Raw genomic sequence first — 26,892 nt, forward strand, 5'->3', positions numbered from 1 at the left:
CCGTTTTATTGAGGAAAGGAGGTAAGAGATGTCTAAAGTTCTAACACTAAGAGATGTTGATTTGAGTGGAAAGAGGGTGCTTGTAAGGGTCGATTTCAACGTTCCTCTAGATAAAGAGACTGGTGAAGTGAGTGACGATACTAGGATTGTGGCTGCAATACCAACGATAAAGTACGTAGCCGAAAATGGTGGAAAGACAATCCTTGTTTCCCATCTGGGGAGGCCCAAGGGCAAGAGAGACCCTAAGTACTCAATGGAAAAGGTTAGCAAAAGTCTGGAAAGGCTAATCGGCAAGCCCGTTGCCTTTGTCCCTGATTGCATCGGAGATGAAGTGGAGAAAGCTGTCTCAAAGATGAACAACGGAGATATTCTTCTTCTGGAGAATGTTAGGTTCTACCCTGAAGAAGAGAAGAATGATCCGGAGTTTTCGAAGAGGCTCTCTGCGATCGCGGACATTCACGTAAACGATGCTTTCGGAACAGCACATAGAGGTCATGCATCGAATGTGGGTGCTGCCCAGTACTTGACCAGTGTACCTGGTTTCCTTATGCAGAAGGAAATCGAAATGCTTGGCATGGCCGTTGAGAGTCCCAAGCACCCCTACGTAGTCATTTTAGGAGGAGCAAAGGTTTCCGATAAGATCGGAGTCATTACGAATCTTCTGGAGAAGGCCGATAGAATACTAATCGGCGGTGCGATGATGTTCACATTCCTTAAGGCTCTGGGGAAGCAAACTGGTGACTCCCTGGTTGAAGAGGACAAGATCGAGCTGGCAAAGGAGATAATGAGGAAAGCCGAAGAGAAGAAGGTTGAGCTCGTCCTCCCTGTTGACACGGTTGTGTCCAAGGAAATCGCTGCAGGTAGTGAATCGAAGACGGTTCTCATAGATGAAGGAGTCCCATCCGGCTGGAAGGGACTTGACATCGGGACATCAACTATTGAGCTATTCAGAAGCAAGCTGGTTGACGCCAAAACCGTTGTTTGGAACGGTCCTATGGGGGTCTTCGAGATCGATGATTTTGCGAAAGGAACCGAATCGATCGCGAAGACGCTGGCTTCGCTCAAGGGTGCAGTAACGATTATCGGAGGCGGAGACAGCGCAGCCGCTATCAACAAGTTTGGCTTGGCCGACAGAGTTTCTCACGTATCAACCGGTGGCGGGGCTTCTCTTGAGATGCTTGAGGGAAAAGAGATGCCTGGTATAAGGAGTCTAGCGACTAAAGAAGGTAAAAAAAAACGTAGAATAATGGTCGCCGGAAACTGGAAGATGAACAAGTCGCCCAATGAAGCGCGAATGTTCGCCGGTTTCCTTGCATCTTCAATCGGTAACGAGAAGGCCGTTGATGTTGTAGTATTTCCAACAAGCCTTTCAGTTGCTGGGGTGGCAGACATCCTCAAGGACACGTCGATTAAGGTCGGAGTCCAGAATGTCTATCCTGCAGATAGTGGAGCCTTTACAGGCGAGATTTCTGCGCCTATGCTTTCGGACCTTGCGGTGGAGTACGTTCTTGTTGGTCATTCAGAACGAAGGCACATATTCGGCGAGACAAGCGAGATGACTAACGAGAAAATCAAGGCAGTATTAAGAGAGGGCCTAGTTCCAGTATTCTGTGTTGGGGAAACTCTTCAAGAACGGGAATCAGGCAGGACGGAGCAGGTTCTCGAAGAACAGATCAGAAAAGGTCTTGCCGGCCTTGACAAGAGTGAGGTTGAGCAAGTGATCATAGCGTATGAACCAGTATGGGCGATCGGAACTGGTGTTGTGGCTACTCCCGAACAGGCCGAGGCCACCATGAAGTACATAAGGAGTTTATTATCGTCGCTATACGAGTGCAGCGTGGCAGAGCGAACAAGAATTCTCTATGGTGGCAGTATCAGACCGGATAACTTTGATTCCCTAATCGCTATGGAGAACATTGACGGTGGTTTGGTGGGAGGGGCCAGCCTTCAAGAGAGCTTTGTCCAACTGGTAGCGATAGCAAAGATTTACGCTTAATCAGAGCGATATAGCAACCGCCCGAACGGGCGGTTGCTCGCGTTTTCTTTCTCTGTTGAGGTGTTATAATCTCAAAATAGGGGGTGTCGTTCTTGGACAGTTATCAGGAGCTTGAACTAGTCGTAGACAAGATGGTTGAGGAATTCAACCGTCTCAGGAAGGAAAACGAACAGCTCTGGACGCAGCTCGAGACAGCACAGAAAAAAGTTGAGGAATCCGAGCTAAGAATCCGGGAACTTGAACTCCGCCTTGAAAGTGAGTCAAGGACAATTTCTTCATTAATAAAAAGGGTAAGAGGCAGCCTCGTCGAAGACAGCAAGAAAGTATAAGGAGTCGAACAATGAAGCGATCAGTCACTCTGGACCTCGGAGGAAGGAAGTACACTTTTCTTACAAGCGATCCTCAGGAACTCGTGGATCAGGTCTTTTCAAAGATTACGGAGATGTACATTTCAATGAGCAAGAACGAAGAGGAAGTGGGCTATGAGAAGTTGCTTGTGGGGATTTCTGTGAACCTTGCACACGACCTTGCAAGAAGTCAGAATGAACTACTTAGGCTAAAGGTGAAATATGAAGAGGTTCTTTCGGAATACTTCCAGGGACGTGACGAGGTTGAGAAATAGTCTGAGGATCGGAGTCTTCGATTCTGGAATTGGTGGCCTCACAGTTGTGAAAAGACTATTGGAAGCCTTTCCCGAGGGAGTAAGCCTGCACTACTTTGCCGACACTGCGAGGGTACCCTATGGCTCAAAGCCAGTTGAGACACTGAGAAGGTATGTCAGTGAGATCTTCGACTTTTTTGCCCAGTTGGGTGTCGATGCAATCGTCACTGCCTGTAACACTTCCGATTCTATACTCTCTCAAAGGGAGAAGACGGAGCTGACTACTCCATACTTCAGCATCATCGATCCAACAGCGAAGTTTCTTGGGGAGACTGCACCCGACAAGTCGACAGTTGCAGTGATCGCAACTGAGAATACTGTGAAGAAGTCTCTATATTTAAGAAGGCTGTTTCGTTATGAAAGCATCAGCAAAATCTTACAAAGGGCCTGCCCGCTTTTCGTTCCTTTGATAGAAGAGGGAATCTGGGAGGGTGAAATCGTTGATTCGATCGTCAAGTATTATTTGACAGACCTCGCTAAGATTCAACCGGACTTCTTGATTCTTGGATGTACTCATTATCCGTTTATTAGGAGTTCGATCGAGTCGCTTTTGTCTCCCAGGACAAGGATCATAGACCCCGCGGAGTACATTGTCAAGAATGTTGCCGATTGGGCAACGATTTCCTCGCATGATTCATCTACTGTTGAGTATTATGTAAGCGGTAATATTCGCTTTTTCCAGGAGATTCTTGGAAGATATCTAGGAAAGGCGGAAAACGTCAGGGGCGTTGACCTTACGTCTTCAGGGATTGCTTTGAAGGAACGAGTTACATCATGAGCAAGACGGTTTTGATAGGTGGCGGAACTGGTCTCTCTACCTTTGCAAGGGTCCTGAAGCATTACGATAGTAGTTTAACGCTTGTAGTTGCAGTTACGGACGATGGTGGAAGCTCAGGATTTCTCAGGGAAGCCATGAGCATGCCCCCGCCAGGGGATGTAAGGAATAACGTGATTGCTTTGGCTGATGATGAGGAATTCCTAACAAAAGTCTTTTCGTACAGATTTGAGGCTCGCGCTATGAATGGTCATTCTCTTGGCAATATAATTATTGCAGGTCTTACTGAGATGTTTCAGAGCTTTCCAGAAGCGGTCCTCGCAGCCTCAAGAATGCTGAATATCAAAGGGAGAGTCTTGCCCGTAGCTGACGATCTTGTGCATCTTGTGGCTGAGATTGATGATGGATCATTCATTAAGGGAGAGTCAAAGATATCGGCTGCCGGAAAGAGAATTGAAAGGGTATTTCTCGATAAGGCTGTGAAGGCACTTCCAGAGGTTTTGGACGCAATAGAATCTGCAAAGACGGTAATTGTGGGCCCCGGCAGCCTGTTTACAAGTGTTGTACCCAATTTCCTGGTTTCCGGGGTCAGAGAGGCCTTCGGGAAGTCTAGAGCAAATAAGGCCTACATATGTAACATTATGACCCAACCTGGGGAGTCTACAGGTTTTTCACTTGCCGATCACGTCAATGTCGTTGAAGACTATAGTGGGGTGACTTTTGACATGATCTTTTGGACTGAAGTGGGAGAAGTAGAGCCTGCCGTGCTGAATAGGTATTATGAAAGGGGTTCTATGCCGGTGAGAAACGATATGCTTACCGATACTCGAGTTAGGGTAGTTTCAGGCGGTACTGCAGAGCTGATTGATGACGGACGGAGCCGTCTGGTCGTTCGTCATTCGAGAGACAGCATTCTGTCGATCCTGAAAGAGCTGAATCTATTGGGAGAGGAAAAGATGTGAGCTATGCCGACAAACTCAAAGAAGAGCTTTGTCATCTCCCGTTGGACGACCAAGACGAGTGCAGATCTGAATATCTGGGTTTTGTTAAGTCGAGAGGGACATTACGATTAAGAGGAAGTACCGCTTTCCTCGTTATCCCGCTTACATCTATAACGAGTCTTAAAAGGCTGTTTCAGATTTCGAAGAAGCTTTCCATGCCGATTCATGAAACACAGGTAATAGAAGAAATCAGATTAGGAAGAAAGAGAGGCGGAGAGCTTAGTTTTCGCTTTGAAGAGGTAGAAGAGTTCCTCCGAAAGAATGGCATTTCAGTCAGAGATGACTCCATACCAGAACCCGTTAGAGATGATCCGGTCTACTTCGGTGCGTTCATCAGGGGACTGTATTTGGCTGGAGGTTCGATTGTTGATCCATCCAAGGAGTATCACCTGGAAATAACGCTTGATACTACTGAGGCTTTTGTTAGTTCACTGAAGGAGTACATATCAGACAATTTCAACATCAAGATCGGAATAGTAAGAGTAAGAGATAAGTTCAAAGCATATGTGAAGTCATCGCTTGACCTAATAGAACTGCTTTCTCTCATGGGGGGAAAGAAGACGGTGACGAGACTTTCGAGCGCGGTCGAAGTAAGAAAGATCAGGAGCGATGTAAGCAGGACTCTGAATTTCCTTACAGCAAATGCAAACAAGTCTGCTCAGGCAATGGCAAAGCATGTAAGAGCCATAAGAATCATCGATAGGAAGTACGGCATCGACAGATTGGATGAGGATCTTCGTCAAGTTGCAATCCTCAGGATTGAAAACGAGGATCTTAATCTGAGAGAGCTGGGCGAGATTATGAATCCGCCGATGAGCAAGTCAGCAGTATATAATAGGTTGAAGAAGCTCATGGCATTGGCGGAAGAGTTGGGAGATAGCTAGATGAAATGTCCTTTTTGTGGTGGAGATTCGACAAGAGTTCTTGATTCAAGGCCGACCGATGAAAGCACTTCCATTCGGAGAAGAAGAGAGTGCGAGAGTTGTGGTGCAAGATTTACTACCTACGAAAGGTATGAGAGGCTTCCTTTCTTAGTTGTTAAGAAGGATGGAAGGAGAGAGAAGTTCAGCAGGGAGAAACTCCTAAACGGGCTACTCAGAGCCTGTGAAAAGAGGCCCATATCTGTAGACACAGTCAACAGGATAGTAAATCAAGTAGAAAACGAGGTAGTGAAATCGGGAAAATATGAAGTAATCTCAAGCGAGATTGGTGAAATGATAATGGCGGAACTTAAGTCCCTGGATAGGGTTGCCTACGTCAGATTTGCATCTGTTTACAAAGAATTTAGGGACATAGACCATTTCATGGATATAATTGAGGAACTCAGAGACGATAGAGATCGTTGAATGGAGGGATTCAGTTCGTGAAAAAGCAGGTTATCTACCTCACGCAGGAAGGTTTCGACAGAATGAAAGAGGAGCTCGAGAGCCTAAGGAAGAAGCTCATGTATGATATTGCGGAGCGGATTAAGGAGGCAAGGGAGCTCGGAGACCTTAGCGAAAATAGCGAATACGACGAGGCTAAGAACGAACAGGGAAGAATCGATAGCAGGATAAAGCAGCTTGAGGAAATTCTGAATAATGCCGAGATTATTGAAGATGACGGAGATACAAGCTCTGTGAAGCTCGGTTATGTAGTTGAGCTTCAGAATATAGAGACAGGCGAAAAATCTCAGTTCAGAATTGTTAACGCACAGGAAGCCAACATTTTCGAGGGAAAAATCAGTTCCGATTCTCCGATTGGGCGGGGAATCCTGACTCACAAAGTGGATGAAGTGGTGAGGGTGAAAACCCCTGCAGGCTGGGCTAAGTACAAGATTCTTACCATCGGCAAGTGATGGGGGATATTTATGGGTGAAGAAGCACGAAGACAAAGAATTGAAGAGATTAATCAGATGCGCAATGAAGGAATCGAGCCGTTTCCGTATCGTTTCGACAAGACTCATTGGGCAGATCAAATCAAGAGAGAGTTTTCCTACCTCAAGGACTCCGAAACAAAGGAAGATACGACTGTAAGAATCGCGGGAAGAATCGTGGCGATGAGAAACCACGGAAAATCAGCCTTCTTTGTTATCCGAGATAATTCCGATAGGATCCAGGCCTATGTAAGGCTTGATGGGGTCGGTGCCGAGAACTTCGAAGTCTTCAAGAAATTTGTGAATATCGGAGATTTCGTCGGAGTAGTCGGTTTCCCATTCAAGACTCATACAGGTGAGATGTCGGTCTTCGTCAAGGAATTTGAAATACTCTCAAAGGCGATACGAATGATGCCCGAAAAATGGCACGGAGTAAGGGACAAGGAGATAATCTACAGGCAGAGATACGTCGAAATGCTTTCAAGCGATGATGCTCTCAGAAGGTTCAAGGTTCGTTCGGAACTGTTCAGGCTTGTTAGAGAGTTTCTTCAGTCTAAGGATTTCATCGAAGTGGATACACCAATGCTCCACTACTTGACGGGAGGGGCATCAGCAAGGCCTTTTAGGACTTACATAAACGTTTTTGAATCGGACATGTATCTTAGAATCGCCGAAGAGCTATTCCTCAAGAGGTATCTCGTTGGTGGATTTGAAAGGATATTTGAAATCGGAAAGAATTTCCGCAATGAGGGAGTATCCTACAAGCATCATCCTGAGTTCACTATGATGGAGCTGTATTGGGCTTATGCGGACTACAACGACATAATGGACATCACCGAAGAGATGATCAATTACGTCGTGCGTGAAATCACGGGTTCTGAAAAGATTACATATCAGGGAAAAGAAATCGACTTTTCCAGACCATGGCGAAGAGTGAGGATGGCAGATTTTATCAAGGAGAATCTAGGCGTAGATATTTTGAAAGACTCCGATGAAGAACTAATAGCCATTCTGAAAAAGAACAATACTGAACTCGAAATCAAGGAAAGGGGCCACTTGATTGAGAAGCTCTGGGATCTCGTCGAACATAATCTTGTGAATCCCACTTTTGTGACCGAGCATCCGGTGATAATCTCCCCACTGTCGAAAGTCCACAGAGAAGATTCTAGAGTGACCGAAAGATTCGAGTTGATAATCAGCTCAATGGAAATGGCCAACGCCTTTAGTGAACTGAACGATCCGATAGAGCAGTACAACCGTTTTCTTCACCAGGCTAGCTTGAGAGATATTGGAGACGAGGAAGCTCAGATGATGGATCAAGACTTCATAAGGGCTCTTGAATACGGAATGCCGCCTACTGGAGGCTTGGGGGTGGGTTGGGATAGAGTAATCATGCTTGTTACAGATTCGCCGTCAATTAGGGATATCATTCCGTTCCCGCTCGTGAGACCGATCTCTTTTGATGAAGAAGAGTCGCTAAGCGACATCGAGGATCTGTAGAGGTGATTTTATGAGTCTGTTTGATCGAATCCAACAAGAGATGAAAGAAGCCATGAAATCCAGGGATTCCCTGAAAACCAACACACTTAGGGGAGTTATCGCTTCAGTGAAGACATATCTTGCGTCTTCTGAAGAAACAAGAGGCGCAGAAGTTACCGATGAGTTGCTGATAGATCTCATTGCGAAGGAAGCTAAGAAACGCGAAGAATCTATTGAGGCTTACGAGAAGGCCGGGAGAGACGATCTCGTTGCAAGCGAATCGGCAGAGCTGGAAATCCTTAAGCGATTTCTTCCTGAGGAAATGACCGTTGATGAAATTCGGAAACTTGCATTGAAGACGATTGATGATTTAAAGGCCAATAATCCGTCAGATCTGGGCAAGGTAATGAGAGAACTGATGGCTAGACTGAAGGGAAGAGCAGATGGCAAGCTGGCCAACAGGATCGTAAGGGAGCTCCTTGAAAGCAGATGAGAATTGAGTTCCTGACTGCAGAAATCGGGAGCACCACTACGGTGCTCTCTGCTTTTTCTTCTGACGCTTCTGGATCGATGAGGTTTCTTGGACAGGGTGAATCCTATACTACAGTTGATGAGCAAGATGTGACAATTGGGATAGAGAAGGCTTTGAGAGCTCTTAAGATATCTCTTCGCATTGACAGTCTTGAATGGGATGCATTCCTCGCATCTTCGAGTGCGGCCGGTGGACTCAGAATGACGGTTCATGGACTTGTTTATGATATGACAGTAAAAGCCGCCAGAGAAGCGGCGCTTGGGGCTGGCGGAGTTATCAAGTTGGTAACTGCTGGCAAGCTCTCAGAAAGAGATCTGAAGAGGATAATGGAAACAAGTCCTAAATTGATTCTTCTTGCGGGCGGGGTAGACTATGGGGAGAGAGAGACGGTAGTGCGCAACGCTGAAGTTCTAGGAAACATAGATCACGAAATCCCCATTGTCTATGCAGGCAATTCCGCGGCAGCCGATGAGGTGGAGGAGATAATCTCGCAGAAGGGGCGAGATATTCACATTGTAGATAATGTGTACCCTCGCATAGATGAACTCAATGTCGAGCCTACCAGAGAAGTAATCAGAGAGGTTTTCTCGAAAAACATTGTAAAAGGACCTGGTATGGAGAAGATCTACTCAATGATCAACAGACCAATAGTTCCTACTCCAGCTGCGGTAATGCTTGCAACAGAGTTATTTTCCAGTTTTCATGGGGACGTTGTTGCTGTAGACATAGGAGGGGCTACAACGGATGTCGATTCCGTTACAGATGGAGACCCCAAAATCGCTTCAATGCTGGTTTCTCCTGAACCGAGATCCAAGAGAACAGTTGAAGGAGATCTGGGGATCTACGTTAATGCCCGTCACGTTGTTGAACACATAGGCAGGGACAAACTGAAAATCGAGTTTCCTCATCTAGATAAAATCGTGAGCAACCTTACTCCCTATCCCAAGGACGCTAATGATGAGGCGTTCTCTGCTCGTTTGGCAACGTATTGTTTCGAGACTTCAATCAGAAGACATGCCGGAGGCCTCAAGCAGTTCTTTGGGCCGACTGGAAGAATAGAAGTGGCTTACGGCAAGGATCTGACTGCCGTTAGGTCAGTAATTGGCACAGGAGGAATTCTCAGCAGGTCTCGGTTTGCCTCGAAGATTATGGAGAGTATAAGAAGTCTATCGGCGAAACATGAAAAGGAACTCCTTCCAAGAAAGGAAGTCAGTCTTTTCAGGGATAGAGACTATATTCTTGGAGCCATAGGTCTGATATCTACTGTAGACTCTTCGTCTGCTGCGGATCTTGCGAAAGCTTCTTTAGAAGAACTTGTAGACATTTGATTGGAGAACGATCCTTCTAGAGTGATTGACAAGCATTTCACCAGGGTGATAGAATCTCCATGAATGCGGGTGTAGCTCAGTTGGTAGAGCATCAGCTTCCCAAGCTGAGGGTCGCGGGTTCGAGTCCCGTCGCCCGCTCCATCTATTTCACATCATAGACCATAAGAGTTGCTTCACCGAGTTGACGGGACTCTCTGAGTTTCATTTCCATTTTACGACTAAGGTTTTCTCCCAACCCTTTGATTCCCTTGCTCAAGATGGGTTCAAACGTGATATGGAGTTCGTTGATTAAACCTTGATTGGCGAATTGATCAAACGTTTCTGCTCCACCTATTAGGCATACCTCCTTGAAACCTCTCTTCTCAAGCTCTTCAAGTAGTTCAAGGAGCGTAGTCGAAGTAAAGAGCAATTCTCTCGAGTTCCGGTATCTCTCCGGATGCCTTGTCAAAACTATATTTAACCTTCCGGATAGAGGTCTTCCGATTGCCTCGTGGGTTTTTCTACCCATAATGACTACTCCTATTCTTGATGTTAGAGATTTGAAGTACTTCTTATCTTCGCTGGATGTCCATTCGCTTCTGTCATCATGAGACAGCGCAATTTTACCGTTTACCGTGCTTGCAAATACTGCAATAACTCGCAGGTTGAACACCTCCCGATCCGCATTTGGTTTCATTACTCGTTGATTGTATCTTTTTTCCCCAACTTCTGGCAACATTCCGAGAGTCAGTTTCAGAAAGATGTGTTATTCTTCTTAAGATGGGAGTGTGAAGGACATCAGGAAGATTAGGTGGCTATTTGTCGTTACGTTGTTGGTCGTAATACTTGGTGCTTGCAGTGACAGTACGAGTCACAGCTTGTCAATAGTGAACATCGAATGTGAAGGTACTATGTGTTATTTGAAGCTGGATGTGTCTTCTCCCGGCAGAGACCTTCCTTCGGTTCTGGTTACCGTCGGTCGATCGCCCCTTGACGGCAATGATGGAATGAAGTTCAAAGGCTCGGAGATCTCCTTTGAGCTGAAAGAGCATGGCACTCATTCGATTTATGTGACTCTGATCGAGGGAAAGAGATTCTTGACTACGCCGGCCTATGCGAAAGCAACCGTAAATCTTCAGCCACCTAACGCTCCGGTATTTCGATGGAATCTCGCACATGGAGAGGTGACTCTGACTTTGGAGACAGAGACCAATGGTTCAGTTACCGACTACCTTATTCTCGTTAACGATACCGAATATGGTTCATCGGATGGGGTCTTTACTTTTCCTATTGAGAGGGACAACGAATACATAGTAAAAGCATTCTCAAGATCTGGTTCCATCACTTCAAAACCCTCAGTAATTGATTTGAGACTTTCTGAGGATTTTCCTCCTGTCGTCGACCTGTCAATAGGACAACCGTATTTGGGAGGGTCACTTGGAGCAGCAATAAGCGACGATTGGGACAGCGTTGCCGATCTTTCGATTAGGGCCTATATTGAAGAAAGTGGAATCCCCCTTCTCTTTGACGGGACAAAGTTGATTCCGGAGATACCTCTTCCGGAAGGACTGAATACTCTTGTAGTTAAAGTGATAGACTCTTCCGGCAACAAGACCGAATGCAGAAGACAGATTCAAGTTATTCGCAAGACTTCGGTTGATCTTCCCGAGCTCTATATTGAAGAGGGTACAATCAGAAATGCAAGATGGAGTGCTTCAGAAGGTCCGGTCGAATTGCAGAGATACAGAGATGGCGAATGGATAACACTTTCTACTCATATGCCAAACGAAAGGTCTTCTGTGATAACCAAGGAAAGCATATCTGAGAATGGCGACTTGTACAGAATTGTTTTCGAGTCAGATAGAGAGAGATTCATGCCTTCAGTTCCGGTGTTCGCGAAAGAAAGTCTGTTCAGGAGATTCAGTACTGAGGTTATCTCGTCCTTCTTGGGAATGGACGCTCTACTAGTTGGAGGTAACGACTACAGGTTCTACGGAAACATTGTTGTAAGAGACGGATCGGTGATGAGAGCCGAATCTGGCTCTTCTCTTACAATTCCTAAGGGTAACACCCTTTTGGTGAGCGGAGTTCTTGATCTAGAAGGGCGGAAGGATCGAATTTCGGTGAACCCGGGAGGTTCAACCGGTACTATTGAAGTTGCAAATAATGGGGTCCTGATTGCGAGAAGCGTGGATTTCAACAACACCAGAATACTGGTTAAGGAAGCTGCTGTAGTTGTCTTTGAGAATTGCACCTTTTCCAGAGGGCTCGAGATAGAAGGAGCGCGTACTGTCCAGATATACGGGAGCAACGTTAAGGGCGAAGTTGTCGTTGAGAACGTTAGAGAAATGCTTGTTCATGTTAGCGACTTTTCGGGAACCGAAGTCACTTTCAGCAATCTCGGAATGGCAATGCTCTCCAGGAGCGATATGAAGTCTCAGACCCTTCGAGTTATCAACTCGCGGATCGAAGTGGTTGATTCTCTTATCGAATCGAAGAGTGTTCTGGTGAACAAGACCTCCCGATTCTCATTTATCGGAGGTCCGTTGATCGATACAGTAATTGAAGTCTCCGGTGCGTCTTCTCTTCATATTGATGAACCTCAAATAATCGGAAGTGTTACGATCGACATTAAAGAGCTGTCGCGTCTATCCGTTCAGAAGAAAGTGGAGGGGTTACTCGAGATTCTTTCAGATGAAAAGTCTGCAATCAAGGTGTTCTGAGCTATGGGAATGAGTTTTAGAGAATTCGATCCGCATGTTCTTGAGCGATTGAAACTGGATTTCACTTCTCCTCATGCTCGTGTAAACCACGGCACGGTATTATTATCCTGGTTTATTGATCCCCCAAAGGGCTCTAGGACTGTTCTTGAACTGGGTTCTGGGAGTGGAGCAATATCGATCTTTCTTGCGAAGACCTTCGGCCTGAAGGCTACCGGGCTGGAGATCGATAGAAATCTCCGCGATATTTCGGTCAAGAACTCATATTCGAACTGCGTGCAAGAACTCACAACTTTCATCAATTGCAATATAGAAGAATACTTGAGAGACAAAAGTGAAGAGGTCTACGATGTAGTGATCGCTAATCCGCCGCATTTCGTTCACTCAGGAGTGGAAAGCCCCGATGAAAGAAGAAACATTGCAAGAAGGACCGATCGTGAATCCGCGAGAATATTCGCCTTTGCCACAGGTAGACTCTTGAAGAACAGAGGCGCGTTCTTTTTTCTGCTGCATCCTAGAGATATGACGAAGTGGTTTCGTCTTCTGGAGGATCAAGGTCTTGGGATTCACAGAGTACGTTTTGCACATGGATCTCTTGACAAACAAGCTCAGCTAGTTCTTTTGAGCGGAAGAAAGGGTTCATCGTCTGAAGTCGTTGTAGAACCTCCAATAGAGATGAGGTGAAAGCTATGTTCGTTAGTATAGAAGGAATAGACGGATGTGGAAAGACCACTCAAATCAAACTCCTCGAAGAGTATTTGAGTCTATTAGATGTGGAGTTTGCAATTGTCAGAGAGCCTGGAGGAACTAGAGCTGGCGAGGAGATCAGGGAGATACTTCTCCACAAGGATTATCCTTTATGCGCCGAATCGGAATTGCTCCTATTCATGGCTGCCCGCGCTCAGATTGTCAGAGAGGTCATAAAGCCAGCTCTTGAGAGCGGTCGCATAGTCATCGCCGACAGGTTCATGGACTCATCAGTTGCTTATCAAGGAGTCGGAAGATGTCTTGGGCGTGAGATTGTCCAGTTGATGAATTCTTTTGCAGTGGCAGACACATTACCTGACATCACCTTGTATATTGATGTACCGGCTGATGTTGCTATCTCGCGGATGAGAAAAGAAAGGAAAAATGATAAAATAGAAGTAGAGAGTTTAGAGTTTTTCGAAAGAGTAAGAAAAGGATACGAAGAATTGATGGCTGAGAATAGAGAGAGATTTGTTGTTATAGACGGAACAAACAGTGAAGAGAGAGTGCAACAAGACATCAGAAAGGCTTTGTCAGTTTTCTTAGGAAAGAGGAAGCCAAATGGGAGGTGACGATAATGTACTTCGACAAGTTTTCTGAAGGCGCTGCCCAAGTATTTGTGACAGCCCAGGACGAGGCTAGAAGTCTCGGCCACCCTTACGTTGGAACTGAACACCTCCTCCTAGCGATCATCAAGGTTGATAATGAGCAAACAACTAGGATTCTGAGAAACTACTCGATTACATACGAGAGAATCTCCAGAGAAGTTACTTCTATGGTTGGAACGAATGTACATCAGTCTGTAGTTGGGGCTCCACAGATGACCCCGAGAGCAAGGAGAGTTATCGAGCTAGCAAATGACGAGTCGAAGATGCTCGGACAAGACAAGATTGATGTGGAACACATTATGCTCGGGATCGTTCGCGAAGGAGAAGGAATCGCGGCCCACATTTTGAAGCAGATGGGAGTGAACTTGTCGCAGCTTAGGAGAGAGATCATTGAAAACATCACGGGCGACTGGGAAGAAGGAGGAAGTGAGCAGCCTGATAATGTTTTCGTTCAACAAAGTCCGACAATGAGTTCAGCGATTAAGCAGCTTGAGGGCTTTGGCACCGATCTTACTGCTATGGCCAAAGCGGGAAAACTAGATCCGATTGTTGGTAGAGAGATTGAAAGGCAGAGGCTAATGGAGGTTCTTTCCAGACGGAAGAAGAACAATCCCGTCTTGATTGGAGAACCTGGCGTCGGAAAGACGGCGATTGTTGAAGGACTCGCACAAATGATTGTTGATGAAGAGGTTCCCGAGACACTCAAGAATAAAGTCATTTTTGCACTGGATGTAGCTTCACTCATAGCCGGGACAAAGTACAGAGGTGAATTTGAGAAGAGACTGAAGAAACTCATCCATGTTGTGAAATCCAACGGGAATATCATTCTGTTCATAGATGAAGTCCATACGATAGTTGGCGCTGGTTCGGCTGAAGGTGCCGTAGATGCTGCAAATATCCTAAAGCCAGCTTTGGCCAGTGGGGAGATTAGATGTATAGGCTCGACAACTCCTGATGAATACAGGAAGTACATAGAAAAGGATGCAGCTCTGGAGCGGAGATTTCAGAAAATCTATGTGACCGAACCGTCTCCCGAACAGTCTGTAGAGATTCTGAAAGGTATAAGACACAAGTATGAACTTCACCACAAAGTTCATTATACAGATAAGGGTCTGGAGGCGGCGGTAACTTTGTCACATAGGTACGTGTCTGACAGATTCCTTCCTGACAAGGCAATAGACATCATTGACGAGGCAGGTTCCAGGGCCAGACTGAAGAAACTCACAGTACCGAATGAGTTGAAGAACATGCAGGGAGAGATCGAGGTTCTTAAGATAAAGAGAGAGACAGCTGCAGCAGATCAAGAATATGAGAAGGCGGCTCAGCTTAAAGAGAAAGAACGTCTGATACAGCAGAAATATAGAGACGGTTATAACGAATGGAGAAGCAGGGTCGATTCCGAGATAGTAACTCTCGATGATGATGAAGTCGCCGAGATCGTATCCAATTGGACTGGGATTCCGCTCAGAAAACTTGAGGAGACCGATAGCGAGAAGTTGCTGACTCTTGAATCCGCGTTACACGAAAGGATAGTATCCCAGGACGAAGCAATTACCGCCGTTGCAAAGTCAATTAGGCGTGCTAGGAGCGGTCTTAAAGATCCTAGAAGACCGATTGGAGCCTTCCTATTCTTAGGTCCTACAGGAGTCGGAAAGACTGAACTAGCGAAGGCCTTAGCCGAGTACTTGTTTGGGGATGACAAGGCCCTTGTCAGGTTCGACATGTCGGAGTATATGGAAAGGTTCTCCGTTTCCAGGCTTATTGGAGCACCTCCAGGCTATGTTGGTTATGACGAAGGCGGAACCCTGACAGAACGAATAAGAAAGAGGCCTTTTTCGGTGATACTTTTTGATGAGATTGAGAAGGCACATGCCGATATTTTCAACATTCTTCTACAGATAATGGACGATGGTAGACTTACCGATTCGCAGGGTAGACAGGTCGACTTCCGGAATACCATAGTTATAATGACAAGCAATTTAGGCGGGGAATTCATAAACAAAACGAAATCTTCGATAGGTTTTGTCGAGTCTATTCAGGAGGAAAAAGAATATGAGGCCATGAAAACTTCTGTCCTCGAAGAGGTAAAACGAACTTTTAGACCTGAGTTCCTTAACAGACTCGATGAGGTAGTAGTATTCCATCAACTAACCAAAGTTCAGATTAAGTCGATAATCGATATACTAATGAACGATATGAGAAAGAGACTTAAGGAGAAACGCTTGAGATTGCTTCTTTCGGAAGCAGCTCAGGACTTTCTGGTCGATGAAGGGTTCAACCCTGTATATGGTGCTCGACCACTGAAGAGAGCTATCCAGAAGTACGTTGAAGATCCTCTTTCCGAAGAACTTCTCAGAGGAAGATTCCAAGAAGGGGATCTAATAACGGCTGAAGTTGACAACAGAGTTCTCGTCTTCAAGAAGAAGAAGGATGAGAAAACTGAAGTGAAAGCAGTTACCTAGAGCTCATTCCAGATAAGATAGCAAGGGGGGCAGTTTCTCGCCCCCCTTTCTGGAATCTAAGGATAGGGGGTGCAGTAGCCGCAGCAAAGCGGTTGTAAATGATGAAGAAGAGAAGAAGTTACGTTTGCGAAGTCTGTGGTTATGATTCCCCTGCCTGGTTCGGCCGTTGCCCTTCCTGCGGCGAGTGGAATACCGCGGTGTCTTTTACTGCAGAAGGAAGCCGCGAAGAAGCTTCCTCGATTGCAGACCTAGAGGCTAGACCTCTTTCTGAAATCGACACTAGACAATCCTTGAGAATAGACACTCACATCGAAGAGTTGAACAGATCTCTTGGCGGCGGTATAGTACCCGGTAGCGCAATTCTTGTCAGTGGAGAACCTGGAATTGGGAAGTCTACTCTGATGCTGCAACTATCAGACTTGGTGGCAGATGAGAGACCCGTTCTTTATTTATCTGGGGAGGAATCTGTCCATCAACTGAAGTTGAGGGGCGACAGACTTCGGCTACTAAACAAGGAACGAATAGAAGTTGTATCCACTAACGAAATAGACGCTCTCAGATCGCTTGAGATTGGAAAGTACGGAATGCTGGTGGTAGATTCATTGCAGACCATAAGGGTGTCAAGCGCTCCTTCTTTACCCGGTTCTGTGGTGCAAGTCAAGGAGTGTGCAAACATGCTCGTTTCACTGGCGAAGACCTCTGAAATACCTGTTATGATAGTATCTCACATAACTAAAGGTGGGCAAATCGCTGGTCCAAAGCTTGTGGAGCATCTTGTCGACACAGTCCTTTATTTCGAATCAAGCAAGACGGGATACAGGTTCCTTAGAACCGTGAAGAATCGATTTGGTCCATCCGATGAAATCGCCGTCTTCGAAATGACTGCGGAAGGGCTGAAAGAGGTTCCTGACATAAGTAGCCTCTTTGTTGAGGATTACACAAGTGCTCCCGGCAACGTAGTATCGGTTATCTACGAAGGCTCGAGATCCTTTCTGGTAGAAGTTCAGGCGCTCGTTTCGAAACCAGTATATGGAACCCCCAGGAGGCTATCAACCGGAGTGCCACTAGAAAGACTGCTTCTAGTAACCGCCGTGCTGAATAAGAGGGCGGGTATTCCACTGGACAGTCTTGATCTATACCTTAACGTTGCAGGAGGGCTTCAGATAGAGGATACCGGTGTTGACTTGGCAATTGCAGCAGCTTTGATATCTTCGTACTCCGATACATCAATGTCTGAAGGTGTAGGCTTTTTTGGTGAGATCGGCCTCGACGGGACCATTCGCTCAGTATCTTCAACAGAGAAGAGGCTGGAGAGAGCTAGAAAATCATCTTTCTCAAGGATAGTCTCGCCAGAGGGAAGAAATGGTATAAAAGATGTGAAGCAACTCTTGAAAATCATCGGAGGTATGAAGAGTGGAAAGGAGTGAACTAATAGAGAAAATCAAGAAGATTGCGCCGGGGACTCCTTTAAGACATGCTCTCGATGATATACAGGATGCCAGCGTGGGAGGTCTGATTTTCTTTGTCGATGACTACAAGAAGTATGGTCAGCTTATGCAGATAGGGTTTCTTCTGAACTGCCAGTTCAATCCTAACAAGTTGTATGAGTTAGCCAAAATGGATGGTGCGATCGTGGTGGATGATGATCTCACAACGATAGTCGGAGCTAACGTTCAGCTGATTCCCGATCACACGATCCCGACCAATCAGACAGGCATGAGGCACAGGGCTGCCGAAAGAATGGCTAAAGAGACGGGCAAGATGCTTGTTGCGGTCTCAAAGAGAAGAAATACGATGACTATCTTTTTGGGCGATTACACTTATACCTTGAACAGTGTTGAGACGCTTACCTCTAAAATAACTCAGACAATAAGAACGGCAGAGAAGTACAAAGAGGCCTTCATTGAGGCGCTGCAGGGAATAGAATTCATGGAGCGAGCAGGTTCACTCACGCTCTTTGATGTTGTTAAGACAATACAAAAGGGACTGATGGTCCTTCTAATTTGCGAGGAAGCAGAGTTTACAATAGCCGAATTAGGTAACCACGGAAGATTCCCTGCATTGCAACTAGCAGAGATTTTGGTGAATGTTAATGAAGAAATCGAAAGTCTCGTCCTGGATTTCAGTGAACAGTTACTTGATCAGGATAATCTTGAAGAGGCAATCGGAAAATTGAGGAATCTAAGCGAAAAAGAGATAAGCAGTTTCGGGGTAATATTGAGACATCTTGGATACGAAATTAACACTGCCTCTCAGGCTGTTGAGTATTTCATTAGATCAAGAGGAATACGTTTTGCTCGGCATATACCTAGAATTCCTCTTCAGGTCGCAATAAACCTGGGCAAGGAATTTGGGACGCTATCTAATCTTCTTGAGGGAACGGAAGACGAACTGATGGATGTCGACGGAATTGGCGAAAAGCGTGCCTCTGCAATAAGACACGCAATTGAAGTTTACAAGAAGTCCGGCGAGATCACAATTCCAGGTTTCTGAGCTCCTTAGAGAGATCTTTAAGCTCTTTCTTCGAAATTCTCTGAGGGAAACCTTTGTCAAGAATCAATTCCCCTGAATTCCAAACCTTATCAAAACTCGTGTCAAAGAACGATTTCAGGACCAATTGAAGTGTTATAGGCAAATGAGAATCGAACTTTTCCAGGTCAAGGCAGGACCTCGACAACGCCAGGTCGGCCGAATAGCCTTCTTTAAGCACTCCCGTACTTTTTCCGAACAACTTCTGGAACAACCTGTGGTTGTTATCGAAGAGAGTCTTTCTTATCTCATAATCGATGAGATAATTGTCGAAACCCCTGTGGTACCTTTCAGTAAGAATAACTTCCTTTGCCTCTCCCAACATATCCGAACCAATGAATCCTGTACCCAAACAAACTTGCATCCCCCGACCGAGTAGGTCGGATATGTTTGACTGAAAGCTACCTGCGTACATTTCTGATCTGAGTGATTTCGTCACGAAGATTCTCCGGGAAGAGATAATATCCATGTCAGTTTCGCTTAGATTACCTCCGTAGATGACACCACATTCGGATCCAAGGATACCGTTTTTCAGGAGTCTCTCTATAAGACTCTCTCCCCACCTGAGAAGGCAAGTCTCATTCTCTCTCTTCATGTCGAAAATGAAGAGGTTCAGATTCATCCCTTTTTCGTACAGCTCTCTCAATTTTCTCAGGCTATCTTCGTTATAGGTGGCAAGCTCACTTACGTAGACTATTGGGCAGAACGTGGAGTCGCGAGTAACGCTTTCCCAGCGCTCCGCGATGTTGTCAATTGTCTCCTCGGTCAATATAGGTCCGACAGCAAGGTAAACTCCGTACTTGGCTGCGACTTCCTTGTAGAATGTTGGATCGATTTCAGGATGATCGACTATTGGGCTGCTGATTGCGACAGAACCACTCCTGATTGCTTTCAATACGGCGACTTCCGCAGAAAGCCTTACTAAAGAAGGGTTAATCTCGCTTCTGACGGATTCCAGCAGATTGCTGAAAAAGCTTTTGTTAGTCTGATTATCTTTAAGAAGTTTCAATGGGTATGAGGAGATGCTGGAATAGACGCTGTAATGTGCATTAAAAAACGAAGGCAAGAGAATTCCCCTTTCGCCGTCGATTATCTCTTCGTCTTCTTGGATGCTGTACTCTCTCCTCGGTCCGACAAAAGTGATCTTCCCATTCTCAAATCTAACCAAAGCATCATCCACAAGAGGGTTCTTCAGATCATTTGTGAATGCCAAAACATTAGTTACGATCATCTGGAACCACCTCTTTTTGATTCGAAATAGGATCTGATAACGTAACACTCAAAGCTGAATAATTTAGGGATAATCTTGAGTCGTTTTCCAGGTTCTTGAAATATCCTGTACAGCCACTCAAGGCCGGCTTTCTGCATGAACAAAGGAGCTCTCTTCAGATCGCCTGAGATAACATCAAAAGAACCACCGACTCCCATCAAAAGCATGGCGTTAAGTCTGTCAAGGTTCTTCGCAATCCAGATATCTTGTCTTGGAACACCCATACCGACAAAAACAATATCCGCTGATGAATTGTTTATTTTCGAAACGATTGTATCACTTTCCTCTTGTGTGAAAAAGCCGCTGTGATACCCAACGATGTCTATTAGTGGAAATCTTTGTTTTAGTTTTTCGGTAGTCTTTGTTACGATACTCTCTTTCGACCCCAGAAGGAATATCTTTTGACCCACCCCGGATGAAAGTTCGCAGATTTTAAGCATTAGGTCTATTCCGGGTACTCTTTCAATTCTTTGTTTTGAAATCAGCTTGATCGCTTTCAGCACACCGCTACCATCGGGAACTACATAATTGACTGTACTCAGAGCCTTCTTGTATTCTTCGTTGTTGATGTATTCATAAGCAATCAAGGCGTTGAGCGTGAGCACATGTGATCTCACTCCCAATTGCGTTCGCTGTATGAGCTCATCGGCTGCAGAAACGAGGTCTTTTTCCTGGAGATCAAAATCAAGGAACTGCAAACACACACCTCCACACTTCATTAAAGCACAAATGAAAACCTTTTCAACGAAAAGAGGAAGGCTAAGCCTTCCTCTGGTGCCGAGGGCGGGAATCGAACCCGCACGGGGCTCTCAACCCCAGCGGATTTTGAGTCCGCCGCGTCTGCCAGTTCCACCACCTCGGCCAGCAATAAAACTTTACCATCAATGATTATTGGTGTCAACGAGCGTTCACTCAGAAATAAGCATAGAAATCACTTTGGAATGCAAGCCAGGTAAGAGTTATCAGTTGCCAAGCAACTCCTCAAGCGAAAAACAAAACTCAGGCATTCCAACTGCCCAGGGACCGATTTCGTACGGTTGGAAGTAAATGCAGAGCCTTCCTCCCTTAAGGTAGAAGCCCTGATCCGACGTGACTCCTTCAAAGTACTCAGGCCAGAGATCATCGCGGGCAGAGATTTCTTCCTTAATCAATCCGTTCAATTTCTCTTCAGTTTTTTTGCTTCCGAGAATGTTGTGCAAAGCAACAAGTCGGGACTTCTCCAGATCGATGTTATACGTTCTTCTCGATGCGTTTGGATGTGCGCCTCCGGTGAACTCACTGAAGACCATGTCTATGCTTAGAATTCCATCACTAAGATAAGCGGAGTAAACAACATAGACATCGAAAGTTCTGAATGGCCACTCAGAAGTCTTAGACTCTTCAAAAGCTTTCCGGGCCAATTCCTCGATTTCGCTTCTATACTGGGATATTTCACCCTCGATAGTAGAATTCAGAAACTGCTCGAAAGGTCTGTCTCTAAGTCCATTGACTGAAGGTATCTGTACATTTACGGCACAGATTTCGGAATCCTCAATTAAATTCTCTCCAAGAACGGAGATCAGTTTCCCTTGAGAAACAAAGATCTGCTCAGGAAGATCGACCGTATAGGAGAAGACAACGGCCAGTGCAATAAATAGATAGCCTGCTATCAACAGCTTACGCATACAATTCCCTCCTTTTGATCACTTGAAAGACCGGTTCGGTATTCTTCACAACCGGAAGCGTTCTCCTGCGATCATCTAGTAAGATCATATCACTGACAAATCGGGATTAGTTGCCTATCAAGAAAGTGTGGATCGTGATCATTGAGAGATCAATGGCTACAGATATTGATTGTCGCAGAATCAGGAAAGTTTCTAATCGTTCAAGCTCTGTTATCGTTTCTCACAACGGTCTTCTGTACAGAATGAGCAGTGATTTGCAGCAAATATCGGTTCCGAAAAAGCACAAACGCTTCGCAATGTTTCTGACAACTACAGAATTCGAAAACGGGCGCTGAATTCATTCAGCAAAAAAGCCTTATTCCGGTGCTATGATTATCACATGGGGGGGTGATAGTCTTGATTGCAGAAATAACCCTAGATATGGTGAGGGTGACAGAGGCGGCGGCCCTCTTTTCTAGTGTTTATCTTGGCCGCGGTAACAAAGAAGCAGTAGATCAAAGAGCTGTAGATGCAATGAGAGGTATTTTAGATTTGCTCGACATGAAGGGAACCATAATCATTGGCGAAGGAGAAAAGGACGATGCACCAATGCTGGCTGCCGGAGAGCATGTTGGAAAGTGGAATGACGACGATCCGGAAGTCCTTATCGCTGTTGACCCGGTAGATGGAACCAGGTTGGTTGCGAATGGAAGATCTAATGCGTTAAGCGTGATTGCAGCAACTGAAGGAGGCAAGGTAGCTCCTTTACCAACCTACTATGTAGACAAATTGGCGGTTGGAAAGGAGCTTGCAGGAAACCTGGATATCGACGCAACTCCACGAGAAAACCTCCGTATCGCGGCAGCTATCCTTGGTGTCAAAGTATCGGAACTGACGGTGACAATGCTCGATCGAGAGAGGAACTACCCTCTCGTTGAGGCCGTTAGAGCTGTCGGTGCAAGAATCAGACTGATCAATGATGGAGACATTGCTGCGGCAATCGCGACTGCTCTTCCTGATGGAGGGACAGAAATCTACATGGGCGTTGGAGGCTCTCCAGAAGCAGTTCTGGCTGCAGCGGCACTTCAGTGTATGGGTGGTGAGATCCAGGTGAAGTGCTGGCCAAGAGATTCAGAAGAGATTGAAAAGGTAGATAATTCTTCGTTTGAGCTTGATAGAGTCTATCGAACAAAGGATCTGATTGATGGTGAGGAGGTTGTCTTCAGCGCCACCGGAATAACTGACGGTTCATTCCTGAAGGGTGTTCGCTTCACCCATAACCAGGCTATAACCGATTCTATCGCCATGCGATCAAGCACCAGAACGGTTAGGAGAATAAGGGCTTATCACGAAATCGCCTATAAGACCATTACAACGAAATCGGGAGGTGAAGTCTTCATTTTCAACAGCTTGCTTGGTAAGAGAGGTTAGTAGTTTATCCGCAGTTCTTTACTTCCCTGAGTTTGGAGGTCTGAAGTCGTTTCAAATCACAATTGATCTGCTTTTCATTTTGCGGACAGCTACCACTAGTTAAAGTGCTATAATTGCCGCAAAACAGAGGGGGGAGACTCTGTGATTTGCGTCTTGGTGAACGACACCGATTTTGGGACATCTGTATCGCCTGTTGAAAGCGCTTTGGAGACAGCAGGCGTAGCATACAGAACCTGGAGGATATTTCTTGAGGGCTTTCCTGAAGATGGATCGGGATGTGATGGTCTGGTTCTGTCAGGAGGCTTCTCGATGAGCGAGTATTTCGATGGTGGTGCTCTTTCTTGGGGAGCCTCATTTGTTAAGGATTTTCATGGTCCTGTTCTGGGTATTTGTCTGGGAATGCAAATCTTGGCTCGGCTCTTTCAGGAATCCTTGGTAGCCTCGCGTGAGCTCGGAGTATCAAAGGTTAGGTTGGACACTTCGAATGAGCTGTTCAGGGGAATGAAATCGGAAGTGAATGCCTATCAGCGTCACAACTATGGCCTTCCATACATTCCCGGTGGCTATTATCAAATTGCATGGGGGGAATCGACCTTCATACAAGGGATAGCTTCTCTTGACGGATCGCGATTCGGTGTGCAGTTCCATCCAGAGGAAATCGAACTTGGTTCTGAAGAAGAGTTGCTGAGAATCTTCTCCAACTTCTCGACTATAGTTAATTCTCGCTAGACAGCTATTCAGGAGGGGAAAATGAAAATAGGCATTATTGGTGTTGGCAACATAGGTGGTATTTTTGCGAACAGACTGCTTCACGAGCTGCATGACCTTGAGCAGCTTTACTTGCTGGACAGGAATCTCGACAGACTCTCCGGTCTTTCTGCCGAAAGTGAAAAAGTGGTAATCGCAAAGAGTCCAAATGAAGTTCTTTCCAATTGCACCCACGTGATCATTTCGGTGAAACCTCAAGACTGTGGGGAGCTATTCCTGGAGATAATTAACGGAAAGAACGACGGTCCAGTGGTTATCAGTACTATCACCGGGATAGAAATCAAGGTCATTTCGAAGAATACAGGACTGGAGAAGATTGCAAGGATCATGCCAAATGTTCCGAGCGCTATCGGACGAGGGGTAACGGGATTCGTCTGCTCGACTTCTTTGACCGGAAGGGAGAAGAGAGAAGTGGAGAGAATTCTTCTTACGATGGGCGACATAGTTGAGGTCCGTGAAAAGGACCTCGCAGCTGTAACGGCTTTGAGTGGAAGCGGTCCTGCATTCGTCTTCGTGATAGTGGAATCGCTGATCGATGTTGGTTTGAAGATGGGCCTTTCCTATGATGTCGCTAGAGAGCTAATTTTAGGAACTCTCGGAGGGTCTGTTGAACTCCTCAAAGTTAAAGGCAATCACCCGGGCGAATTCAGACATCTAGTAACTTCCCCAGGAGGAACAACCATCGAGGGAATTTACTCCTTGGAAAGGGAAGGACTTAGGGGAACCATAATGAAAGCGTTGTTTGACACTTACCTAAGAGCAAGGGAGATAAATTCCGAACTGGAGGTGACCGAAGATGGATCTGCTAAGTAAGGGAGAGAGAGTTAGGAATGCCTCCAGAAAACTCAGGCTGATCACCACAGAAGAGAAGAACGATGCAATTTCAATGATTGCTAAAGAGATTGAAATGCATAAGGATGTGATTCTCAGAGCAAATGCTGTCGATGTCTCCAACGCCAGAGAGAAAGGAACGAAGGAATCGCTGATAGACAGGCTAGCGCTTTCTGAAAGTAGGATACAAGCCATGGTTCAGGCTTGTCGCGAAGTTATAGTGCTGCCTGACCCGGTAGGCGAAATAGAGAGTACGCGGCTACAGAAAGACGGCCTTCGAATTTCGAAGGAAAGAGTGCCGATAGGAGCCATCGGAATGATATTCGAGTCAAGGCCCAATGTAACTGTTGATGCATCGATCCTTGCCATAAAATCGGGAAATTCTATCCTTTTGAAGGGAGGAAGCGACGCTATTAACTCGAACAAGGCCATCGTACTGATAATGAAGAAAGCACTTTCTCTGGCCGGGCTTCCGGATGGTTCCATTGAGTTGGTTGAAGATACTTCACGCGAAGTAGTGAAAGAGATGTTGGAGATGAACCAGTACCTTTCTCTTATAATCCCAAGAGGTGGCGCTGCTCTCATCAAGTTCGTTGTTGACAATTCTAGAATCCCGGTTATAGAAACCGGTACTGGTAATTGTCACATCTTCGTCGATTATGGTGCTGATTTGGAAAAATCGGTTTCGATTGTCGATAATGCGAAGACTCAGAGGCCAGGTACCTGCAATGCAGTCGAGACATTACTTGTCCACAGAATGATTGCGGCCGAGTTTATTCCTCGGGTCGCCAGTGTTCTTACCGCAAAGGGAGTAGAGCTCAGAGGTTGCGCAGAATCGATAAAATACTGGAAAATGAATCCTGCGACCGAAGAGGACTACTTCGATGAGTTTCTCGATCTAATACTTGCAATCAAGGTCGTAGAGAACGTAGAAGAAGCTATGCAGCACATTGAGAAGTACTCATCGGGACATTCGGAATCGATATTAACAAATGACTACTCCAACTCCAGGCAATTCCTTAGATGCGTAGATTCTGCTGTTGTCTACGTAAACGCTTCAACAAGATTTACGGACGGTGGAGAGTTTGGGTTCGGGAGTGAAATAGGTATCAGCACCCAGAAGCTTCATGCACGCGGTCCGTTTGGCCTGAAGGAACTTACAAGCTACAAGTATACGATACTAGGGGATTACCAGGTGAGAAAGTAATGTCAAGAATCGTGTTGAAAGTCGGATCAAACCTCCTGGTAAAAAGAGATGGCGAGATCGACAAGAAGTACATAACAGAGCTAGCAAGGGAAATAGCTATTCTGAAGTCGTCAGGTAATCAGGTTGTTCTTGTCTCTTCAGGGGCTAAAGCAGCGGGCTTCGGTTATCTTGAAGGGAGAAGAACATCTAGCGATTTGTACATGAAGCAGGCTCTTTGTGCTGCGGGTCAGGTTCAGCTAATGAAACTATACGAAAACGTGTTCGATCTTTTTGGCGAGAGAATAGCTCAGATCCTGGTCAACAGAGACGATTTTGGAGACAGGAAGCGATTTCTTAACCTGCGGAATACTCTTATAGGGTTGATAGAATTGGGTCTGATCCCTGTAGTGAATGAGAACGACACAACATCTACCGAAGAGATAATGTTTGGAGACAATGACATTCTCGCCTCGATGTTTGCAATAGGATGGCAGGCCGATCTTCTGATACTGATGTCCACTGTAGAGGGAATCGTAGACGAAAACGGTGAAGTGATTTCGGTGTTTGATACATCTAGGAGACTAAAGAACATAGAGAACTCCTCGTGGGGTACAGGAGGCATTAAGACCAAAATAAGAGCTGGACGGGCCGCATCTGCAAGCGGTATCAGAAGCTGCATCTGTAATGGGAGAGACTTGAATAACATAGAGAGATTTGCAAAGGGTGATGACATTGGAACCGTATTTCCCTCGATAGAATCGCCAGGTGCCCGGAAAACGTGGATTGGATTTCTCTCTACTCCGAAAGGGAGTATTAAGATCAACCGAGGCGCAGAAGGCGCAATTGCAAGAGGAAAGAGTCTCTTGGCCATAGGCGTGGAAGAAGTATCTGGAGACTTTTCTGAAGGCGAGGTGGTTAGTATACTCTCGGTTGATGGGTCGGAAATTGCGAGGGGAATCTCTAACTTCACCTCGCTTGAAGTCGATAAGATAAGGGGAGTTAGAAGCGACAGGATATCATCGATTCTTGGTCACGACTGCGCAAAAGTTGTGGTCCATATTGATAACTCTTACCGTATCTGATAGCTCTGG

General features: G+C 45.8%; 26 protein-coding genes and 2 tRNA genes. 23 read left to right on the plus strand and 5 right to left on the minus strand.

The genetic code is table 11. The features are described 5' to 3' along the window. Window positions 1-28: 28 nt before the first annotated feature. From tpiA to B3N33_RS08380, 12 genes are all read left to right on the plus strand, one after another. A complete protein-coding gene (gene tpiA / locus B3N33_RS08325) occupies window positions 29-1,996 on the plus strand; it encodes a triose-phosphate isomerase (RefSeq protein ID WP_292592960.1) in 1,968 nt (655 codons plus the stop codon). An 83-nt stretch (window positions 1,997-2,079) separates the two neighbouring features. After that, the gene (locus tag B3N33_RS08330) at window positions 2,080-2,325 is read left to right on the plus strand and encodes a hypothetical protein (RefSeq protein ID WP_292592961.1); all 246 of its coding nucleotides are present in this window, start codon (window positions 2,080-2,082) and stop codon (window positions 2,323-2,325) included. 11 nt (window positions 2,326-2,336) lie between these two features. Then, window positions 2,337-2,618, plus strand: coding sequence for a cell division protein ZapA (locus tag B3N33_RS08335; RefSeq protein ID WP_214079081.1), 282 nt, complete (start codon window positions 2,337-2,339; stop codon window positions 2,616-2,618). Beyond that, complete coding sequence (gene murI, locus B3N33_RS08340; protein WP_214079082.1) at window positions 2,608-3,435, plus strand: glutamate racemase; 828 nt, start codon at window positions 2,608-2,610, stop codon at window positions 3,433-3,435. The genes B3N33_RS08335 and murI overlap by 11 nt, the downstream gene beginning before the upstream one ends. Beyond that, a complete protein-coding gene (locus B3N33_RS08345; protein WP_214060784.1) occupies window positions 3,432-4,394 on the plus strand; it encodes a gluconeogenesis factor YvcK family protein in 963 nt (320 codons plus the stop codon). The genes murI and B3N33_RS08345 overlap by 4 nt, the downstream gene beginning before the upstream one ends. Then, window positions 4,391-5,317: a DNA-binding protein WhiA gene (gene whiA, locus B3N33_RS08350; RefSeq protein ID WP_214079083.1), complete on the plus strand. Its 927-nt coding sequence runs from the start codon at window positions 4,391-4,393 to the stop codon at window positions 5,315-5,317. Before B3N33_RS08345 ends, whiA begins: the two co-directional genes overlap by 4 nt. Beyond that, window positions 5,318-5,779 (plus strand): transcriptional regulator NrdR, encoded by a 462-nt coding sequence (gene nrdR, locus B3N33_RS08355; RefSeq protein ID WP_214060782.1) that lies wholly within the window; start codon window positions 5,318-5,320, stop codon window positions 5,777-5,779. 17 nt (window positions 5,780-5,796) lie between these two features. Next, the gene (greA, locus tag B3N33_RS08360; protein WP_099828686.1) at window positions 5,797-6,270 is read left to right on the plus strand and encodes a transcription elongation factor GreA; all 474 of its coding nucleotides are present in this window, start codon (window positions 5,797-5,799) and stop codon (window positions 6,268-6,270) included. A 12-nt stretch (window positions 6,271-6,282) separates the two neighbouring features. Next, a complete protein-coding gene (lysS, locus tag B3N33_RS08365) occupies window positions 6,283-7,788 on the plus strand; it encodes a lysine--tRNA ligase (protein ID WP_292589850.1) in 1,506 nt (501 codons plus the stop codon). A gap of 10 nt (window positions 7,789-7,798) precedes the next feature. Further along, entirely contained in the window at window positions 7,799-8,260 is a 462-nt protein-coding gene (locus B3N33_RS08370) for a GatB/YqeY domain-containing protein (protein ID WP_214060780.1), read from the plus strand. Beyond that, the gene (locus tag B3N33_RS08375) at window positions 8,257-9,627 is read left to right on the plus strand and encodes a GlmL-related ornithine degradation protein (protein WP_292589849.1); all 1,371 of its coding nucleotides are present in this window, start codon (window positions 8,257-8,259) and stop codon (window positions 9,625-9,627) included. The genes B3N33_RS08370 and B3N33_RS08375 overlap by 4 nt, the downstream gene beginning before the upstream one ends. A 65-nt stretch (window positions 9,628-9,692) precedes the next feature. Further along, a tRNA-Gly gene (locus B3N33_RS08380) sits at window positions 9,693-9,768 on the plus strand. Between the two features lies 1 nt (window position 9,769). On the opposite strand, the gene B3N33_RS08385 is transcribed toward B3N33_RS08380, so the two are convergent. Continuing rightward, complete coding sequence (locus tag B3N33_RS08385) at window positions 9,770-10,303, minus strand: dihydrofolate reductase family protein (protein WP_292592963.1); 534 nt, start codon at window positions 10,301-10,303, stop codon at window positions 9,770-9,772. A gap of 91 nt (window positions 10,304-10,394) precedes the next feature. Between B3N33_RS08385 and B3N33_RS08390 the strand changes: the two genes are divergently transcribed. The 6 genes from B3N33_RS08390 (at window position 10,395) to disA (ending at window position 18,636) form a co-directional block, all read left to right on the plus strand. Then, window positions 10,395-12,329 carry a hypothetical protein gene (locus B3N33_RS08390; RefSeq protein WP_292589847.1) on the plus strand — a complete coding sequence of 645 codons (1,935 nt, stop codon included), beginning with the start codon at window positions 10,395-10,397 and terminating at the stop codon, window positions 12,327-12,329. A gap of 9 nt (window positions 12,330-12,338) precedes the next feature. Then, entirely contained in the window at window positions 12,339-13,010 is a 672-nt protein-coding gene (locus B3N33_RS08395) for a tRNA1(Val) (adenine(37)-N6)-methyltransferase (RefSeq protein WP_243392200.1), read from the plus strand. Window positions 13,011-13,015: 5 nt separating this feature from the next. Then, window positions 13,016-13,645, plus strand: coding sequence for a dTMP kinase (gene tmk, locus B3N33_RS08400; protein ID WP_099828681.1), 630 nt, complete (start codon window positions 13,016-13,018; stop codon window positions 13,643-13,645). 5 nt (window positions 13,646-13,650) lie between these two features. Beyond that, window positions 13,651-16,143: an ATP-dependent Clp protease ATP-binding subunit gene (locus tag B3N33_RS08405; RefSeq protein ID WP_214079086.1), complete on the plus strand. Its 2,493-nt coding sequence runs from the start codon at window positions 13,651-13,653 to the stop codon at window positions 16,141-16,143. A gap of 101 nt (window positions 16,144-16,244) precedes the next feature. After that, the gene (gene radA / locus B3N33_RS08410) at window positions 16,245-17,570 is read left to right on the plus strand and encodes a DNA repair protein RadA (RefSeq protein WP_214079087.1); all 1,326 of its coding nucleotides are present in this window, start codon (window positions 16,245-16,247) and stop codon (window positions 17,568-17,570) included. After that, the gene (gene disA / locus B3N33_RS08415) at window positions 17,557-18,636 is read left to right on the plus strand and encodes a DNA integrity scanning diadenylate cyclase DisA (protein WP_214061338.1); all 1,080 of its coding nucleotides are present in this window, start codon (window positions 17,557-17,559) and stop codon (window positions 18,634-18,636) included. The genes radA and disA overlap by 14 nt, the downstream gene beginning before the upstream one ends. Here disA and B3N33_RS08420 read toward each other — a convergent pair. From B3N33_RS08420 to B3N33_RS08435, 4 genes are all read right to left on the minus strand, one after another. After that, entirely contained in the window at window positions 18,617-19,903 is a 1,287-nt protein-coding gene (locus tag B3N33_RS08420) for an amidohydrolase (RefSeq protein ID WP_292589844.1), read from the minus strand. The genes disA and B3N33_RS08420 overlap by 20 nt on opposite strands. Further along, entirely contained in the window at window positions 19,900-20,646 is a 747-nt protein-coding gene (locus B3N33_RS08425) for a WecB/TagA/CpsF family glycosyltransferase (protein WP_292589843.1), read from the minus strand. Before B3N33_RS08425 ends, B3N33_RS08420 begins: the two co-directional genes overlap by 4 nt. Before the next feature lie 68 nt (window positions 20,647-20,714). Beyond that, window positions 20,715-20,804 (minus strand) — tRNA-Leu (locus tag B3N33_RS08430). A 100-nt stretch (window positions 20,805-20,904) separates the two neighbouring features. Then, the gene (locus tag B3N33_RS08435; RefSeq protein ID WP_214079090.1) at window positions 20,905-21,606 is read right to left on the minus strand and encodes a DUF3298 and DUF4163 domain-containing protein; all 702 of its coding nucleotides are present in this window, start codon (window positions 21,604-21,606) and stop codon (window positions 20,905-20,907) included. Between the two features lie 396 nt (window positions 21,607-22,002). Here B3N33_RS08435 and glpX point away from each other — a divergent pair, with 396 nt between their 5' ends. The 5 genes from glpX (at window position 22,003) to proB (ending at window position 26,883) form a co-directional block, all read left to right on the plus strand. Further along, window positions 22,003-23,016, plus strand: a complete 1,014-nt coding sequence (gene glpX, locus B3N33_RS08440; protein WP_214061335.1) for a class II fructose-bisphosphatase — start codon at window positions 22,003-22,005, stop codon at window positions 23,014-23,016. Between the two features lie 141 nt (window positions 23,017-23,157). Then, window positions 23,158-23,745 carry a type 1 glutamine amidotransferase gene (locus tag B3N33_RS08445; protein WP_214061334.1) on the plus strand — a complete coding sequence of 196 codons (588 nt, stop codon included), beginning with the start codon at window positions 23,158-23,160 and terminating at the stop codon, window positions 23,743-23,745. Between the two features lie 21 nt (window positions 23,746-23,766). After that, window positions 23,767-24,597, plus strand: coding sequence for a pyrroline-5-carboxylate reductase (proC, locus tag B3N33_RS08450; RefSeq protein WP_214061333.1), 831 nt, complete (start codon window positions 23,767-23,769; stop codon window positions 24,595-24,597). Beyond that, the gene (locus B3N33_RS08455; protein ID WP_292589837.1) at window positions 24,581-25,822 is read left to right on the plus strand and encodes a glutamate-5-semialdehyde dehydrogenase; all 1,242 of its coding nucleotides are present in this window, start codon (window positions 24,581-24,583) and stop codon (window positions 25,820-25,822) included. Before proC ends, B3N33_RS08455 begins: the two co-directional genes overlap by 17 nt. After that, window positions 25,822-26,883 carry a glutamate 5-kinase gene (gene proB / locus B3N33_RS08460; protein WP_099828671.1) on the plus strand — a complete coding sequence of 354 codons (1,062 nt, stop codon included), beginning with the start codon at window positions 25,822-25,824 and terminating at the stop codon, window positions 26,881-26,883. The genes B3N33_RS08455 and proB overlap by 1 nt, the downstream gene beginning before the upstream one ends. Window positions 26,884-26,892: the final 9 nt, after the last annotated feature.

The organism is Mesotoga sp. UBA5825 (genome assembly GCF_002432955.1).
Classification (GTDB): domain Bacteria; phylum Thermotogota; class Thermotogae; order Petrotogales; family Kosmotogaceae; genus Mesotoga.

What these genes read in the sequence shown, in the direction of transcription:
- tpiA (WP_292592960.1), top strand. Translation starts at nt 29, where the DNA reads ATGTCTAAAGTTCTAACACTAAGAGATGTTGATTTGAGTGGAAAGAGG.
- B3N33_RS08335 (WP_214079081.1), top strand. Translation starts at nt 2,337, where the DNA reads ATGAAGCGATCAGTCACTCTGGACCTCGGAGGAAGGAAGTACACTTTT.
- B3N33_RS08345 (WP_214060784.1), top strand. Translation starts at nt 3,432, where the DNA reads ATGAGCAAGACGGTTTTGATAGGTGGCGGAACTGGTCTCTCTACCTTT.
- nrdR (WP_214060782.1), top strand. Translation starts at nt 5,318, where the DNA reads ATGAAATGTCCTTTTTGTGGTGGAGATTCGACAAGAGTTCTTGATTCA.
- lysS (WP_292589850.1), top strand. Translation starts at nt 6,283, where the DNA reads ATGGGTGAAGAAGCACGAAGACAAAGAATTGAAGAGATTAATCAGATG.
- B3N33_RS08370 (WP_214060780.1), top strand. Translation starts at nt 7,799, where the DNA reads ATGAGTCTGTTTGATCGAATCCAACAAGAGATGAAAGAAGCCATGAAA.
- B3N33_RS08375 (WP_292589849.1), top strand. Translation starts at nt 8,257, where the DNA reads ATGAGAATTGAGTTCCTGACTGCAGAAATCGGGAGCACCACTACGGTG.
- B3N33_RS08385 (WP_292592963.1), bottom strand. Translation starts at nt 10,303, where the DNA reads ATGAAACCAAATGCGGATCGGGAGGTGTTCAACCTGCGAGTTATTGCA.
- B3N33_RS08395 (WP_243392200.1), top strand. Translation starts at nt 12,339, where the DNA reads ATGAGTTTTAGAGAATTCGATCCGCATGTTCTTGAGCGATTGAAACTG.
- tmk (WP_099828681.1), top strand. Translation starts at nt 13,016, where the DNA reads ATGTTCGTTAGTATAGAAGGAATAGACGGATGTGGAAAGACCACTCAA.
- B3N33_RS08405 (WP_214079086.1), top strand. Translation starts at nt 13,651, where the DNA reads ATGTACTTCGACAAGTTTTCTGAAGGCGCTGCCCAAGTATTTGTGACA.
- radA (WP_214079087.1), top strand. Translation starts at nt 16,245, where the DNA reads ATGAAGAAGAGAAGAAGTTACGTTTGCGAAGTCTGTGGTTATGATTCC.
- B3N33_RS08420 (WP_292589844.1), bottom strand. Translation starts at nt 19,903, where the DNA reads ATGATCGTAACTAATGTTTTGGCATTCACAAATGATCTGAAGAACCCT.
- B3N33_RS08435 (WP_214079090.1), bottom strand. Translation starts at nt 21,606, where the DNA reads ATGCGTAAGCTGTTGATAGCAGGCTATCTATTTATTGCACTGGCCGTT.
- proC (WP_214061333.1), top strand. Translation starts at nt 23,767, where the DNA reads ATGAAAATAGGCATTATTGGTGTTGGCAACATAGGTGGTATTTTTGCG.
- B3N33_RS08455 (WP_292589837.1), top strand. Translation starts at nt 24,581, where the DNA reads ATGGATCTGCTAAGTAAGGGAGAGAGAGTTAGGAATGCCTCCAGAAAA.
- proB (WP_099828671.1), top strand. Translation starts at nt 25,822, where the DNA reads ATGTCAAGAATCGTGTTGAAAGTCGGATCAAACCTCCTGGTAAAAAGA.